Genomic DNA, 13,693 nt, shown 5'->3' with positions numbered 1-13,693 from the left:
GAACGCAAACTTCCGCCTCCTCGTCCCGAACGCGGTCGGCCCGGTTCTGTGTGCTGAATAGGGGTTGCGCATGCATCTGTTGGAGTCCTGCAACAGATTTTCCGCAAGTCACATGTTCTCCGCGACACGCCGCTGCAAGAAACTGCGTGGCAGTGCTGAAAGATTTGAGTGCTGATTTCACTAAGAAATTCTGGTGCTGCCGGAGAGATTTGAACTCTCGACCTCTCCCTTACCAAGGGAGTGCTCTACCCCTGAGCTACGGCAGCATCTGGCGCGTCCTGGTGGCGGCGCGGCGTCGAACTTTTGCCTGGAGAGCGAGAGTTTCAGGACGCAAGTGCTTGAGCCCGATCAGCAGGACCGACCGGATTGAGGGGCTTTTGCCACAAGAGGTTCGGGGACGCAAGCAGTGATTTCGATTTTTTGCCGGGTGCTGAAACCGGTGTGAATGCGGGCCTGCTGCCGATGTCGCGTTTGGCCGCTTTTCCCCCGCAAATCCACCGATCGCCCTGCCTGTGGATATTCGCTGCGAAAGCGAATTGGGGGAGGGGCTGGTGATGGCGAGACGGCCATCGACGCCCGCGGGGGCGTGTGTGGTGTCGAGTCAATGTCATGCGGGCTTTGCATGGTAGGGGTCGGATTGATAAACAGGTCCATCGTTGCCCTTGGGGCCGGCGCATGCGGATGAGCGAAGATGAGCGAAAAAGACCAGCAGGACCAACGCGTTGACGCAGGCCGCGGCACCGCGGCGGATGCGAATGACAAGGCGGGGGAGAAGGGCAGCGGCAAGTCCAGGGAGGACCGGCTGGCGGAGGCCTTGAGAGCCAATCTGCGCCGCCGGAAATCCGCGGCCAAATCCCGCAAGGAGGACTGAGGGCGGGTGGCCTCCGCCGCGCACCGGACGGGTCGCGAGCGGGATCCGGACAGGCAGGCGGGCGGCCGGTCGGGGATTTGCCGGGGGGCAGAGTGCGCCTTGCCTTGCATGGGCCATAAGTTGCGTGTAGATCGCTGGAGAGTTGATCTAGGGACGGCCGCGAACCCGCGGTCCGGGTTCGGGGAAGAACATGGACAGTATCAAAGTCGTCGGCGGGGCCGAGCTGAACGGAACGATTCCGATTTCCGGAGCCAAGAACGCAGCCCTGCCGCTGATGATCGCGTCGGTCCTCACCGATGAGACCCTGACCCTGTCCAACGTGCCGCGCCTGCGCGACGTGGCGCAGCTGATGCAGATCCTGAACAATCACGGCGTCGACTATTCGGTGAACGGCAAGCGCAGCGGCCAGGACGAACTGGCCGGCCAGACGCTGAACCTCACCGCCCGCGAAATCGTCGACACGACCGCGCCCTACGAACTGGTGTCCAAGATGCGCGCCAGTTTCTGGGTCATCGGCCCGCTGGTCGCCCGTTGCCACGAGGCGCGCGTGTCGCTGCCCGGCGGCTGCGCCATCGGAACGCGCCCGGTGGACTTCTTCATCGAGGGCCTGACGGCGCTGGGTGCCGAAATCGAGATCGAGGGCGGCTACGTGGTCGTCAGGGCGCCCGGCGGCCTGAAGGGCGCCCGGGTGGAGTTCCCGAAGGTGTCCGTCGGTGCCACGCATACGATCATGATGGCCGCGACGCTGGCGAGCGGCGAAACGGAAATCGTCAACGCCGCGCGCGAACCGGAAGTGGTCGACCTTGCCAAGTGCCTGAGGGCCATGGGCGCCCGGATCGAAGGCGAGGGCACGTCCACCATCCGCGTGGAAGGCGTGCCGCGCCTGCATGGGGCCCATCATGCGGTGGTGCCCGACCGGATCGAGACCGGCACTTATGCGATGGCGGTCGCCATGACCGGCGGCGACGTGCTCCTGCAGGGCGCGCGCTCCGATCTTCTGGAAAGCGCGCTGGAAACGCTGCGCCAGACCGGCGCCGAGATCACCCAGACGGACGACGGCATCAAGGTCTACCGAAACGGCAACGGCATCCAGCCGGTCGATATCACCACCGAGCCGTTCCCGGGCTTTCCGACCGACCTCCAGGCACAGTTCATGGCGCTGATGACCAAGGCCGGCGGCAGCAGCCGGATTACCGAGACCATCTTCGAAAACCGCTTCATGCACGTGCAGGAACTGGCCCGCCTTGGCGCGCAGATCCATGTGGACGGGCGCACCGCGACCGTTGACGGCGTCTCCACGCTGCGCGGCGCCCCGGTCATGGCAACGGACCTCAGGGCCTCCGTGTCGCTGGTGATCGCGGGCCTTGCCGCGGAAGGGGAGACCACCGTCAACCGCGTCTACCATCTCGACCGCGGTTTTGAGCGGTTGGAAGACAAGCTCACCCGCTGTGGCGCGCGGATCGAGCGAATCTCCGGCTAAGGACTGCGGCCGCAAAGCCGCAGCCAGCGAAAGGGTCCCGGCAATGGGCGCGCAAACGATCCGTTTCCTGATCCAGGCCGCCTTCGCCCTAGCCGCCATGTCGGCTGTCGTCTTCGTGCCGTCACCCTACGGCCTGTCGCTCGGCTTCTTTCTGCTGGTCTTCGGCCTCTGGCTCGGGCGCAAGGTGTTTCGCCGCCTGGCTACATTGGACGAGATAAAGCAGGATCTTCGCGAGAGGATTGACCGGGGCTCCTGACCGGAGGCTCGCTTTCGGGAGCGGCATTAGAAAACATTGCCAAATCTCCGGTTCCGCTTTAGGTCAAAACCTTGGGACTTGGTCCGGCCGGCCTTATATCCGGATTACCGGACGTCAATCACAGGATCAGATTTTGACCGCCATGGATCAGCTGAAACTTGCCGCCCTCGACGAGGAAGATCTCAAGGTGCTCTCCGCGCATCTGCAGGATGCCGTCCTGACGATCGCGGATATCCGTTTTCTGCCGAAGGAAAAGAAGGCGCTGTTGGTGATGAACCGCTTCGTCTGGGACAAGGAACCCGACAGGCGCTCCAAGAGCCATGAGCGCCGCCGGTCCGCGCTGGCCTTCAGCCAGGTCAACGCGATGAAGGCCCAGAACATCCGCCAGGATGCCAAGGGCGCGGTGCTGGAGCTGCTGGCCGTGACGTTCGAGCCGGGCGAAGAGCCTTCCGGGCAGATCCGGCTTGTCTTTGCCGGCGGCGGCAGCCTGGCGCTGGATGTGGAATGCATTGAGGCGCAACTGACCGATCTCGGCGCTGCCTGGGCGACGCGGAACCGCCCGATGCACAACGTCGAGTGAGCGGTGGCATTGCAGGATGAACCGGCCCGCCAGACAGGATCAGCGGCGCGCCGAGCGGACTTGAGCCGCCTGGTCTTGTTTTGGATGGTTCAAGCGCCGGAAATGCTTTAAGGACCGGAAGGGATTTTACGGTGCGCAGCACCGAACAGCATGGAGAAGTGTGTGGTTCTACGCCTGTCAAACAAGGACGCGGATTTCGAGGCGAAGTTCAGGGATCTTCTGGCCGGAAAGCGGGAAGTCTCCGAGGATGTCGATCAGATCGTGCGGGACATTCTTGATGCGGTGCGTCTCGAGGGCGACCGGGCGGTCCTGAACTACACCAGGAAATTCGACCGGCTGGACGCCGCCGCCATGGCCGATCTGACGGTCGGGCAGGCGGAGATAGATGCCGCGCTGGAGGAGGTCGCGGGCGAAACCCTGGACGCCCTGCGGCTCGCCCACGACCGGATCGTCACCCACCATGCCCGCCAGATGCCGAAGGACGACCGCTACACCGATACGCTCGGCGTGGAACTGGGCTCGCTGTGGACCGCCGTCGAGGCGGTCGGCATCTATGTTCCCGGTGGCACTGCCAGCTATCCCAGTTCGGTTCTTATGAACGCGGTGCCGGCCAAGGTGGCGGGTGTCGAGCGCATCGTCATGGTGGTGCCGAGCCCGGACGGTGTGCTCAACCCGCTGGTTCTGGCCGCCGCCGGCATTGCCGGCGTTTCGGAAATCTACCGCATCGGCGGCGCGCAGGCGGTGGCGGCACTCGCCTATGGTACGGAAACCATCGCCCCTGTCGCCAAGATCGTCGGCCCCGGCAACGCCTTCGTCGCCGCGGCCAAGCGCCGGGTGTTCGGCACCGTCGGCATCGACATGATCGCCGGCCCCTCGGAAGTCCTGATCATCGCAGACAGCACCAACAATCCGGATTGGGTGGCAGCCGATCTTCTGGCGCAGGCAGAGCATGACGCCGCCGCGCAGTCGATCCTGATCACCGACAGCGCCGAGCTTGCCGAAGCGGTGGAAGCGGCCGTTGAAGCGCAGCTGAAGACACTGCCGCGGGAAGACGTCGCGCGAGCCAGCTGGCGCGATTTCGGCGCCATCGTCCTGGTCGGCGATCTGGAGGAGGCCATGCCGCTGGCCAACCGGATCGCCCCGGAACATCTGGAACTGGCGGTCGCCGATCCGGAGGCACTCTTGAAAAAGGTGCGCAATGCCGGCGCCGTGTTCCTTGGCCACTATACGCCGGAGGCCATCGGCGACTATGTCGGCGGCTCCAACCACGTTCTGCCGACGGCCCGCTCGGCCCGTTTTTCGTCCGGTCTCTCGGTCATGGACTTCGTCAAGCGCACGTCGATCCTCAAATGCAATGCGGAAAACCTGCGGGCCCTTGGGCCGGCGGCCATGGCGCTAGGTGAATCGGAGGGGTTGTCGGCTCACGCACGCTCTGTTTCCATCAGGCTCAATCTTTAGCGCCGCCACATGAGAGGCTTCTGAACGCATGAGTGAACCGCAAGCGGACAGCAATCCGGGTGCCACCGGCGGCAGGCTGGTGGATGTGGTTTTGGACGAAGCCTCGATTTCCCGCTCGACCCCGGAAGTGGAACACGACCGGGCGGTCGCCATCTACGACCTGATCGAGGAAAACAGCTTCCAGCCGGTGGGCCATCAGCCCGCCAGGTTCGTTCTCAGTCTTTCCCTGGTTGAAAAGAAGCTGGTTTTTCGCGTCAAGACGGAGGACGACCAGGAGGTCGTCACCCATGTCCTGTCGCTCACTCCCTTGCGCAAGATCGTCAAGGACTATGATCTGATTTGCGAAAGCTATTATGAGGCCATCCGCCATGCGACGCCCAGCCAGATCGAGGCAATCGACATGGGTCGGCGCGGCGTTCACAACGAGGGCTCGGCGATCCTGATGGAGCGCCTGGAAGGCAAGATCGAGGTGGACATGCAGACCGCGCGCCGGCTGTTCACCCTCGTTTACGCCTTGCACTGGAAGGGCTAGGAACCGTGGCCGGGCCGGGCATGCGTCCGACTGCGGTACTTTTCGCCTGCGGGATGAACTCCGTCCGCTCGCCCATGGCCGCGGCCGTGACCGAAAAGCTTTTTCCCGGCCAGATCTATGTGCGCTCCTGTGGCGTTCGCCAGGGCAAGGTCGATCCGTTCGTCGATGCCGTGATGGCCGAGATCGGCATCGACATGAGCAGGCACCATCCCAAGACCTTCGAGGAGCTGGACGAGTCCGGGTTCGATCTGGTCATTACCCTGGCGCCGGAGGCCCACCACAAGGCGCTCGACATGACCAGAACCGACGCCGTCGACGTGGAATACTGGCCGACCCTCGACCCGACGCTGGCGACCGGCAGCCGCGAGCAGATCCTCAATGAGTACAGGGCCGTGCGCGACCAGTTGATGATGCGCATCAAGAAACGCCTGGACTGGGCGCCGATGCCCAGTGGCTGATGGGCGCGTCCGGCTGCAAGGCTTGATTTGAGCGCTCAAGACCTCATCTATAGGACGACAGGCCCGCTCCCCCATGCCGTGCGAACGGCGCGATTGTGCGGTTCTCCGGCCCGACAAGCGGCCCGGCTGCCGCCGATTTCGAGCGGAGCCGGCAACGGGAAAGCTTTCTTTGGGTAGCGATGGAAAGAAAGGTTCACTTTCTGTCCCTAATCCGCTAGTTTCCCGGCACCCGCGGGCAGGGCCCGCCTCATTCAGGATATCAAATGGCCAAAGAAGAAGCTCTGGAGTTTCCGGGCGTCGTAACAGAACTGCTGCCGAACGCGACGTTCCGCGTAAAACTGGAAAACGATCACGAAATCATCGCCCATACCGCCGGGCGTATGCGCAAGAACCGGATCCGCGTTCTGGCGGGCGATAAGGTTCTTGTCGAAATGACCCCCTACGATCTCACCAAGGGGCGGATCACCTACCGCTTCAAGTAAGCGGACCGAGGTGACGCCGGCAAGGCTCGCGCTTTCATGACGAATGCCCCTCAGTTGATTCTGGCTTCCGCATCGCCGCGCCGTCTTGCGCTGCTGCAGCAGATCGGGCTGGAGCCCGATCATCTCATGCCCGCCGATATTGACGAGAGACCGAAGAACCACGAGACGCCGCGCAGCCTGGCGCTGAGGCTGGCCCGGGCGAAGGCCGAGGCCGTCCGACAGAACGTCGATGTCTCGGAGGAACTGCGCGACAGCGTTGTCCTGGCCGCCGATACGGTTGTGGCCGTCGGCCGCCGGGCGCTGCCGAAGGCGGAACTGACCGATCAGGCGCTTATGTGCCTGTCGCTCCTGTCGGGCCGCGGGCACCGCGTGTTCACCGGCGTGGCCGTCGCCGAGGCGAACGGCAAGATCCGCTCCAAGCTTGTTGAAACGCGTGTGCGCTTCAAGCGACTGTCGCGCAAGGACATGGACGATTACATTTCTTCCGGCGAATGGCGCGGCAAGGCGGGCGGCTATGCCATCCAGGGCCTGGCCGGCAGTTTTGTCGTCAAGCTGGTCGGCTCCTATCCGGCGGTTGTCGGCCTGCCGCTGGTGGAAACCGCAAACCTCTTGAGTGCGGCCGGATATCCGGTTCATCAGGGCTGGGCCACAGCCGCAGCCTGAGCCGCGGCTGGTATTCCACCGAAACACTCCAGGGAAACAAGAGGAGGCTGACATGGCTGAATCCAATGCCCAAAATCCCAGGCAGCGCATGCGCCCGTGTCCGATCTGCTCGAAACTCTCGACGCCGGAAGAATACCCCTTCTGCTCGGATCGCTGCAGGAAGGTCGACCTCAATCGCTGGTTCACGGAGGGCTATACCATCCCCGTCGTGGAAACCGACGATATCGACGATATCGATGAGGACGGCTACCGGGAAGACTGACCCGGGCGCGGGGGAGGCGAGGGCCTGGCGCGGACCGCCCTCTCAATGCGTGCGCGTGCCGCGGTGAAGTCTTCCCCACGACTGCCACACAGTCCAAGCTGAACACACCTATGCCCGGTCCTCCGGTTCTTGCCCCGGGAAACGGATCCGTGCGCCGGCGAGTGAAGCCGGATGAGGCATATGCGCGGTCCCGCCGGGCTGCCAGCCTCGCAACTTGGCTCGAACAGGCCATTCTTGAATCGCTCTGCAAAAATATTTACCGAGCAAAATTTTTTTCAAAATCGCCTCTCCGGGCTCTTGCAGCTGTCATGAAACTGCACCAAGATCTTGCCATACCGGCGGTCCAGGCGTCATCGTTCCGGGTTGTGTCATATGTCACGGCACTTCATGGTGGCGGTCATGCCGGGATCTAGAACAAGACCGGGAGGCTGCAGTCAGACCGCTTCGGCCCTGGCGCGGCAACAACAACCTATCCACAGGGCGAGGGTTCGATGAAGAAACAATTCCTGAGCGCCGCGGTGCTGTCGGTGACGACGGCGCTGTCGACAGCGGCCTATGCTGATTATTCGCTAGTAATCCTGCACACCAACGACTTTCACAGCCGTATTGAGCCGATCAACAAATATGATCTCGAGCTGTGGCGCCGAAGACAACGCGGAAGGCAAATGCTTCGGCGGCACTGCGCGCCTGGATACCGTGATCAAGGATCGCCGCGCCGCGAGCAACAATTCCATCCTCGTCGATGGTGGCGACCAGTTCCAGGGGTCGCTTTTCTATACCTATTACAAAGGCAAGGCGGCTGCCGAGTTCATGAACAAGCTGGGTTACGACGCGATGACCGTCGGCAACCACGAGTTTGACGATGGTCCCGAAGTTCTGCGCGGTTTCATGGATGCCGTCGACTTCCCGGTGCTGATGTCCAACGCTGACGTTTCCAAGGAGCCGCAGCTCGCCGATGTCCTGAAGCCCTCCACCGTGGTCGAGCAGGGCGGGGAGAAGATCGGCCTGATCGGCCTGACGCCGGACGATACGCATGAATTGTCGAGTTCGGGCCCGAACATCACCTTCTCCGACCCGGTTGAAGCAGTGACCCGGGAGGCCGAAAAACTGAAGGCGGAAGGCGTCAACAAGATCATCGTCCTCAGCCATTCCGGCTATAATGTCGACAAGGAGATTGCTGCAAAAGCTCCCGGGATCGATGTCATCGTCGGCGGCCACTCGAACACCTACCTCTCCAACACGTCGGACAAGGCCCAGGGCCCGTACCCGACCATGATTGACGGCCCGGACGGCACGCCGACCGCGATCGTACAGGCCTATGCCTACGGCAAGTTCCTCGGCGAACTGAACGTGACCTTTGATGATGAAGGCGTCATCACAGAAGCCGTTGGCGAGCCGATCATCGTCGACGGCAAGATCGTCGAGAATCCCGAACTCGTTTCCCGCATCAAGGAACTGGCCGAACCGCTCGACGAAATCCGTCAGGAAGTCGTGGCCGAGGCGTCTGCTCCCATCAACGCGGATCGCGACACCTGCCGCTCCCAGGTCTGTGAAATGGGAGTTCTGGTCGCCGAAGCCAGTCTGGCGCGCGTAAAGGACCAGGGTGTCCAGATCGCGATCCAGAACGGCGGCGGCCTGCGGGCGTCCATTGATGAAGGTGAAATCACCAAGGGCGAAGTGCTCACCGTTCTGCCGTTCCAGAACACGCTGTCGACTTTTGAGCTGAAGGGCTCGGACGTGATTGCGGCTCTGGAAAACGGTGTCGGCCAGGTGGAAGAGGGCGCAGGCCGTTTCCCGCAGGTTGCCGGGCTGAAATTCACGTTCGACAAGTCCAAACCGGCCGGTGAGCGGGTTTCCGACGTCATGGTTCAGGAGGGGGAGGAGTTCGTGCCGCTCGATCCGGAAAAGACCTACGGCGTCGTTTCCAACAACTTCATGCGCGGCGGCGGGGATGGTTATGAAATCTTCGAAAGCAACGGCATGAACGCCTACGACTTCGGTCCGGACCTGGCGGATGTTGTGTCGGATTACCTGGCGGCCCAGAACGGCTACACCGCCTATACCGATGACCGCATCACGGTGAAATAAGGCTCCTCGCCGGGTGCCTGAAGGACAACAGGCTGGGCGCCGCATCCGCGGCGCTCAGCGTACCGGTAAACCTTGTATCCGCTGCTATTCCATTCCTCGCGAACAGGGCTGCGCATCTGTACGTGCCCGCCGGCATGCAACAGCGCCCCACAAGTTCGATCATCGGCCCGCAACATCTCGATCCCTCCACGACGGACTGGTTCGACCACGCACCGTCATCCGGGTCCGGTCACGACGCTGCCACCGGCAGTTTTCATGCAATCGGGACGCGGCTGTCCGGCCGCGGGCATTACTGCTGCGGGGGCGCGGCAGCGTCTTGTAACGGCGCAGTCGGATGCGCAATTTCGGTCCAAAAACCTTTTTGTTTCAGTCCTTTGCATTAGAGACCGATTTTCCGCGGGGCAATAACATGAAGTTGCAAAAAACTTTGCCGCGGCGCTGGACAAGGTCAATACGAGCCTCTATAAGGACCGGGCTTTCAACGAACGGGGCTCCACCCCTGACCTCAGCAAAGCGCCCAGATAGCTCAGTTGGTAGAGCAGCGGATTGAAAATCCGCGTGTCGCTGGTTCGATTCCGGCTCTGGGCACCATTTTCTTCTCCCCATTGATTGACTTGCTTCCCGCTCGTAGATGGCGCTGATTCATGATGCCTTTGTGCCGGGTGGTTCCTGGCAGGCGAACGCTCGTCGGTGCGCGGCAGTGGCCTCACACCCCCTGCGGATCGCGCCCGTCTATTGCCCGCAGGACCTCGCGGGCGACGATTTGGGCCACGGGTGTCAGGGCCTGGCCCTTTCGGGTGAGGAAGGAATAGGTCTCCACGGAGAGCGGCAGGTCGCTTGGAAGGATGACGATTGTGCCGGGTGTTCCGTCGCTGCCTGCCGCAAAGCTCTCGGCGACCGATTGGGCGACCGGGCCGATCGCGTTGGTGCGCTGGATTGTGGCGAGCATGAAGAGAAAGGACGACGTTGTCAGGATCCTGTCGGGCAGCTGCAGTCCCTTGTTCCTGAGCTCCTGTTCCGCGGTCGTTCGAATGGGGGCCCCTACTGGCGGGAGCACCCAGTCGAATTCCAGCAGGGCGCCGCTGGGGATGGGAAATGTCCTTCGGGTCAAGGGATGATCGGGGCGCCCGATGATTGACGCCGGTTCCCGCAGGAGCGGGCGTTCTTCGAACTGCAAGGCATCTTCTCCCACCGGAATGCGGCTCAGGGAGAAATCGAGTTTCCCGTTGATCAGCATCGGGGAGAGCGCCCGGCTGGGGGCAACTTCGACCGATATGGAGATATCCGGATAACTGAGCCGGATATGCCTGAGGGCAGGCAGGACGTATTCGATCGCGGGGCCGGTGACCGAGCCGATGCTGACATGGCCGGACTGGCCGGAGACATGGTGGTCGATGTCCCGGCCGGCGTCGGAGATCTCCTGCAGGATGCGGACGCTGCGATAGGCGAGCTGGCGGCCGGCGGGGGTGAGTTCGATGCCCCGGCCGGAGCGCGAGTAAAGCTTGGCGCCCGCCAGGCTCTCGGTCTCGGCAATCAGCCTGGAGGCCGCCGGTTGCGCAATTCTCAGGGCATCGGCCGCGTCGGAAAGGCGGTTCTTCCGCGACAACTCGGCAAAGAGGCGCAGATGGGCGATCTTAAGTCCGCGGCGGATCAGGTCGAGCGGCATGGGAATTGATTTCGAAAGAGGGCGATGCGGAGCGGGTTCGAACGAACCTAACGCGTATTCGTCCGGTTATAAACGGCCTGTGCGGACTTGCGTCCGCACAGGAGGGCAGTTCGGGCCGTCAAGGCCTGGAAGCAGGATGACCGGGTCTCTGGCGGCGTCCGGGTTTTCCGGATTCGGATGATCCGGCTTGAAGGCAGCGCCTCAGGCAGCCGTGACCTCCACCAGGAACGTGTCGATCAGCTGCTGAAGATCCTCGTTGGATTTGACGACGGTCTCGCTTGTCTGCCTGACCTGCAGGGATTCCTGCTTGGTGTGGTCCATGGTCTCCACCAGCGTCAGCATCATGTTCGAGACGTCCAGGGTGCCGTCGGAAGCGCTCTGGATCGAAATGTTGATCTCCGACGTGGCCGCGCCCTGCTGGTCAACCGCAGCGGCAATGCTCGACGTGTGCTCGTTGGCCTCCGTCATGATTTTGGAAATTGTCTCGATCGAAACGACCGTTTCCTGCGTCGCCGCCTGGATTTCCGCAATGTGGGAGGAGATTTCCTCGGTCGCTTTGGAGGTCTGGGTGGCCAGTTCCTTCACTTCCGCGGCGACGACGGAGAAGCCTTTGCCGGCCTCGCCGGCTCTTGCCGCCTCGATCGTCGCATTGAGGGCAAGAAGATTGGTCTGTTCTGCGATCGCCTGGATCAGCGATACGACGTCCCCGATCCGCTGGGCGGCGCTGGACAGGCCGGCGACCTTGGAATTGGAGTCATCCGCCCGCTGCGAGGCCTCGTGGATAATACCGGTCGTCGTGCTGATTTGCCGTGAAATCTCGGAGATCGAGGAGGACAGTTCCTCGGCGGCGGAGGCGACCGTTTGGACGTTCTGGGACGTCTCGGACGCCGAGCCCTGAGCACTCCTTGTGCGCTCCGTCGTCGTCTCGGCAACCTCGGTCAGCTTTTCCGCCGTGTCCTTCATGCGATCCATGTTGGTGTGAACGGTCTCCAGGACGCCGGATATTCCGGCGCGGAACTCGGCTATTAGCGTCTCCACGCGTTCGTGACGTTGGGCGCGCCGGATTTCCGTGGCCTGTTGCGATTCTTCCAGCTGCATCCGCTCGACGGCGTTGGTCTGGAAGACCGCCACCGCGCGGCTCATGTCACCGATTTCATCCCGTCTGGAGGTGCCGTCAATGGCAACATCCAGGTGTCCGCCGGCAAGGTCGCTCATCACGTGGGTCAATGAGCGGACGGGGCGGGAGATTGCGACGGAAAGGAAGACTGCGACAGCGGCACCGACCGCGATGGCGCTGGCAACCGCGACCACGATCAGGAGGATCGATTGCTGGCCGGTCGACTTGGCCGAAACGGCTTCCTGCCGGGCGACCGTGCTCACCTGGTCCCGTGTCTGGTCGGAAAACGCGGACAGGTTGTCGAGAGCGGCGGTCTGCTGCTCGACGGCGGCCATGATCGACTGGAAGGACTCATTGTACTGCGTCACGAAACCGGCCAGGCTTCCGGTCGTGCTGGATACCTGAGCCTCGTCTTTGGTGCGTTCGGCCAGCCGTGCCGTCACCTCCAGCAAGGCTTCGGTCTTTTCCTGAACATCCGCGATCGCCTGCGGGCTGCGGTTCACGAGCGCCCGCAGCGTGCTCGACTCCACCGCCACAAGCATGTCCTTGAAATGTTCGAGCTGCGCCATCAGCTCGTTGTAATAGGCAACCTTGACTTCGGTCTGCTGGTAAACCTCGTCGGTATTGAGGAAGATCTTCGCGGCGTTCTGCGCGAGCACGGAGACGGCGGTCACCGCATGGGCCAGTCTTGCGCCCGCATCGGAGGCGAGCGCCGCGCGCGCTTCCGGTTCGGCGCCTGCTCCGAGCTTTGCGATGATGCCGGGCAGGTCGCCGAGAATTTCCAGCTTTGCGGTAAAGATCTTCCGCTTGCGGCTGGAGCGGATCGTGTTTGCCATGTCGGCGAGCGGAGCCTCGACCTCCTGCAGCAACTTTGTCACCCGTTCTCCGGCTTCAAGATCGCCGAGACCCGATGCATAGACGTCTGCCCGGATCGCAGCCAGTTTGTCCGCAAGCGGGTCGAAGGTGAGGGTGTTGTCAAGGCTTGCCGCGCGTTCCTCACGGTTGCTCGTCAGCGATCCGTCGAGATTGCCGAGGATCTTGTCGAGCTGGCCGGCGACGGTCTGCGCGCTGGAATTCAGCATGTTGCCCCGGTCTTCCAGTTCGGCCAAGGCTTCGGTCTGGCGGGCGACGCTGGCAATCACCTTCTTAAAGGCCTGCTCCATGTCGGTAACCGATGCGATGGCCGCCTCGACCCCGTCGGCGGAAGCGGTCCCCTTCACCGCCGCAAGCATGGCATCCAGATCGCCATGCAGCGCCTCAAGCGAAGCTGCCACCTGTTCGGCCTGTTCCGGGCTCTTGCCGGTCAGGTAGGTCTCTCTTGCAGCGGACAGGCGCTGCAGGCTGGTCATGGCATTGGTTGCGCTGACGGAATTGTCGACCTTCCTGTTCAACTGGCTCACGGCGAAAATTCCGGACGCGCCGGCAAGCGCCGTGATCAAGAGGACCACGGCAAATCCGCCCCCGACCTTTGCGCTGATCTTCAGGTCGGAAAAGGAACGAAGCGGCATCTTTCTGAAATCCCTCAAAAAACTCATCGGAGGTAAATTATGCGCGGCCGACTAACCACAAGTTAATAAGGCGCTGAATTTCCGGGGGCTAGTGATTTATCTCAGGTTTCACTATGCGAAACACCAAAAGTTAAGGTAATCTATTGTTGTTTTGCTCCGCCGTCTTAGTTAAAGCAAAGCTAAAATATAGAAATACCGTTTGACCGCTGCCGGATTTGATCATTTTTTGTCCTCGATGAAACTTTGTGCAGACTTTCGAATTGAGGCGGAAT

The 13,693-nt window shown here is 62.3% G+C and carries 13 protein-coding genes and 2 tRNA genes; 12 read left to right on the top strand and 3 right to left on the bottom strand.

All coding sequences use genetic code 11. The annotated features are described in order from the left end of the window. Positions 1-191: 191 nt before the first annotated feature. Positions 192-266, bottom strand: a tRNA-Thr gene (locus tag ON753_RS14595). Positions 267-691: 425 nt separating this feature from the next. Between ON753_RS14595 and ON753_RS14590 the strand changes: the two genes are divergently transcribed. From ON753_RS14590 to ON753_RS14535, 12 genes are all read left to right on the top strand, one after another. Next, positions 692-871: a hypothetical protein gene (locus tag ON753_RS14590; protein WP_265963354.1), complete on the top strand. Its 180-nt coding sequence runs from the start codon at positions 692-694 to the stop codon at positions 869-871. Positions 872-1,061: 190 nt separating this feature from the next. Beyond that, a complete protein-coding gene (gene murA / locus ON753_RS14585) occupies positions 1,062-2,351 on the top strand; it encodes a UDP-N-acetylglucosamine 1-carboxyvinyltransferase (protein WP_265963353.1) in 1,290 nt (429 codons plus the stop codon). A 43-nt stretch (positions 2,352-2,394) separates the two neighbouring features. Beyond that, a complete protein-coding gene (locus tag ON753_RS14580) occupies positions 2,395-2,607 on the top strand; it encodes a hypothetical protein (protein ID WP_265963352.1) in 213 nt (70 codons plus the stop codon). Between the two features lie 142 nt (positions 2,608-2,749). Further along, complete coding sequence (locus ON753_RS14575; protein ID WP_265967164.1) at positions 2,750-3,187, top strand: DUF2948 family protein; 438 nt, start codon at positions 2,750-2,752, stop codon at positions 3,185-3,187. Between the two features lie 150 nt (positions 3,188-3,337). Beyond that, entirely contained in the window at positions 3,338-4,645 is a 1,308-nt protein-coding gene (hisD, locus tag ON753_RS14570; RefSeq protein ID WP_265963351.1) for a histidinol dehydrogenase, read from the top strand. 28 nt (positions 4,646-4,673) lie between these two features. After that, positions 4,674-5,177 carry a UPF0262 family protein gene (locus ON753_RS14565; protein ID WP_265963350.1) on the top strand — a complete coding sequence of 168 codons (504 nt, stop codon included), beginning with the start codon at positions 4,674-4,676 and terminating at the stop codon, positions 5,175-5,177. Positions 5,178-5,197: 20 nt separating this feature from the next. Next, a complete protein-coding gene (locus tag ON753_RS14560) occupies positions 5,198-5,635 on the top strand; it encodes an arsenate-mycothiol transferase ArsC (RefSeq protein WP_265963349.1) in 438 nt (145 codons plus the stop codon). Between the two features lie 263 nt (positions 5,636-5,898). Beyond that, the gene (gene infA / locus ON753_RS14555; protein ID WP_006939340.1) at positions 5,899-6,117 is read left to right on the top strand and encodes a translation initiation factor IF-1; all 219 of its coding nucleotides are present in this window, start codon (positions 5,899-5,901) and stop codon (positions 6,115-6,117) included. Positions 6,118-6,153: 36 nt separating this feature from the next. Continuing rightward, positions 6,154-6,780, top strand: coding sequence for a Maf-like protein (locus ON753_RS14550; RefSeq protein ID WP_265963348.1), 627 nt, complete (start codon positions 6,154-6,156; stop codon positions 6,778-6,780). Between the two features lie 52 nt (positions 6,781-6,832). Further along, positions 6,833-7,042, top strand: coding sequence for a DNA gyrase inhibitor YacG (yacG, locus tag ON753_RS14545; protein WP_265963347.1), 210 nt, complete (start codon positions 6,833-6,835; stop codon positions 7,040-7,042). Positions 7,043-7,666: 624 nt separating this feature from the next. Further along, positions 7,667-9,130: a bifunctional metallophosphatase/5'-nucleotidase gene (locus ON753_RS14540; protein WP_323054737.1), complete on the top strand. Its 1,464-nt coding sequence runs from the start codon at positions 7,667-7,669 to the stop codon at positions 9,128-9,130. Between the two features lie 515 nt (positions 9,131-9,645). Next, positions 9,646-9,721: transfer RNA gene (locus tag ON753_RS14535), tRNA-Phe, on the top strand. 115 nt (positions 9,722-9,836) lie between these two features. Here ON753_RS14535 and ON753_RS14530 read toward each other — a convergent pair. Beyond that, the gene (locus ON753_RS14530; protein ID WP_265963346.1) at positions 9,837-10,796 is read right to left on the bottom strand and encodes a LysR family transcriptional regulator; all 960 of its coding nucleotides are present in this window, start codon (positions 10,794-10,796) and stop codon (positions 9,837-9,839) included. 201 nt (positions 10,797-10,997) lie between these two features. After that, the gene (locus tag ON753_RS14525) at positions 10,998-13,421 is read right to left on the bottom strand and encodes a methyl-accepting chemotaxis protein (RefSeq protein WP_265963345.1); all 2,424 of its coding nucleotides are present in this window, start codon (positions 13,419-13,421) and stop codon (positions 10,998-11,000) included. Positions 13,422-13,693: the final 272 nt, after the last annotated feature.

This window comes from Roseibium salinum, from assembly GCF_026240905.1.
Taxonomy (GTDB): domain Bacteria; phylum Pseudomonadota; class Alphaproteobacteria; order Rhizobiales; family Stappiaceae; genus Roseibium; species Roseibium salinum.
Note: the sequence above shows the minus strand (reverse complement) of the source record. Positions and strands in the feature narration are given on the sequence as shown.

Coding starts and splice junctions, on each gene's coding strand:
- ON753_RS14590 (WP_265963354.1), top strand. CDS start 692: ATGAGCGAAAAAGACCAGCAGGACCAACGCGTTGACGCAGGCCGCGGC.
- murA (WP_265963353.1), top strand. CDS start 1,062: ATGGACAGTATCAAAGTCGTCGGCGGGGCCGAGCTGAACGGAACGATT.
- ON753_RS14580 (WP_265963352.1), top strand. CDS start 2,395: ATGGGCGCGCAAACGATCCGTTTCCTGATCCAGGCCGCCTTCGCCCTA.
- ON753_RS14575 (WP_265967164.1), top strand. CDS start 2,750: ATGGATCAGCTGAAACTTGCCGCCCTCGACGAGGAAGATCTCAAGGTG.
- hisD (WP_265963351.1), top strand. CDS start 3,338: ATGGAGAAGTGTGTGGTTCTACGCCTGTCAAACAAGGACGCGGATTTC.
- ON753_RS14565 (WP_265963350.1), top strand. CDS start 4,674: ATGAGTGAACCGCAAGCGGACAGCAATCCGGGTGCCACCGGCGGCAGG.
- ON753_RS14560 (WP_265963349.1), top strand. CDS start 5,198: ATGCGTCCGACTGCGGTACTTTTCGCCTGCGGGATGAACTCCGTCCGC.
- infA (WP_006939340.1), top strand. CDS start 5,899: ATGGCCAAAGAAGAAGCTCTGGAGTTTCCGGGCGTCGTAACAGAACTG.
- ON753_RS14550 (WP_265963348.1), top strand. CDS start 6,154: ATGACGAATGCCCCTCAGTTGATTCTGGCTTCCGCATCGCCGCGCCGT.
- yacG (WP_265963347.1), top strand. CDS start 6,833: ATGGCTGAATCCAATGCCCAAAATCCCAGGCAGCGCATGCGCCCGTGT.
- ON753_RS14540 (WP_323054737.1), top strand. CDS start 7,667: ATGATCTCGAGCTGTGGCGCCGAAGACAACGCGGAAGGCAAATGCTTC.
- ON753_RS14530 (WP_265963346.1), bottom strand. CDS start 10,796: ATGCCGCTCGACCTGATCCGCCGCGGACTTAAGATCGCCCATCTGCGC.
- ON753_RS14525 (WP_265963345.1), bottom strand. CDS start 13,421: ATGCCGCTTCGTTCCTTTTCCGACCTGAAGATCAGCGCAAAGGTCGGG.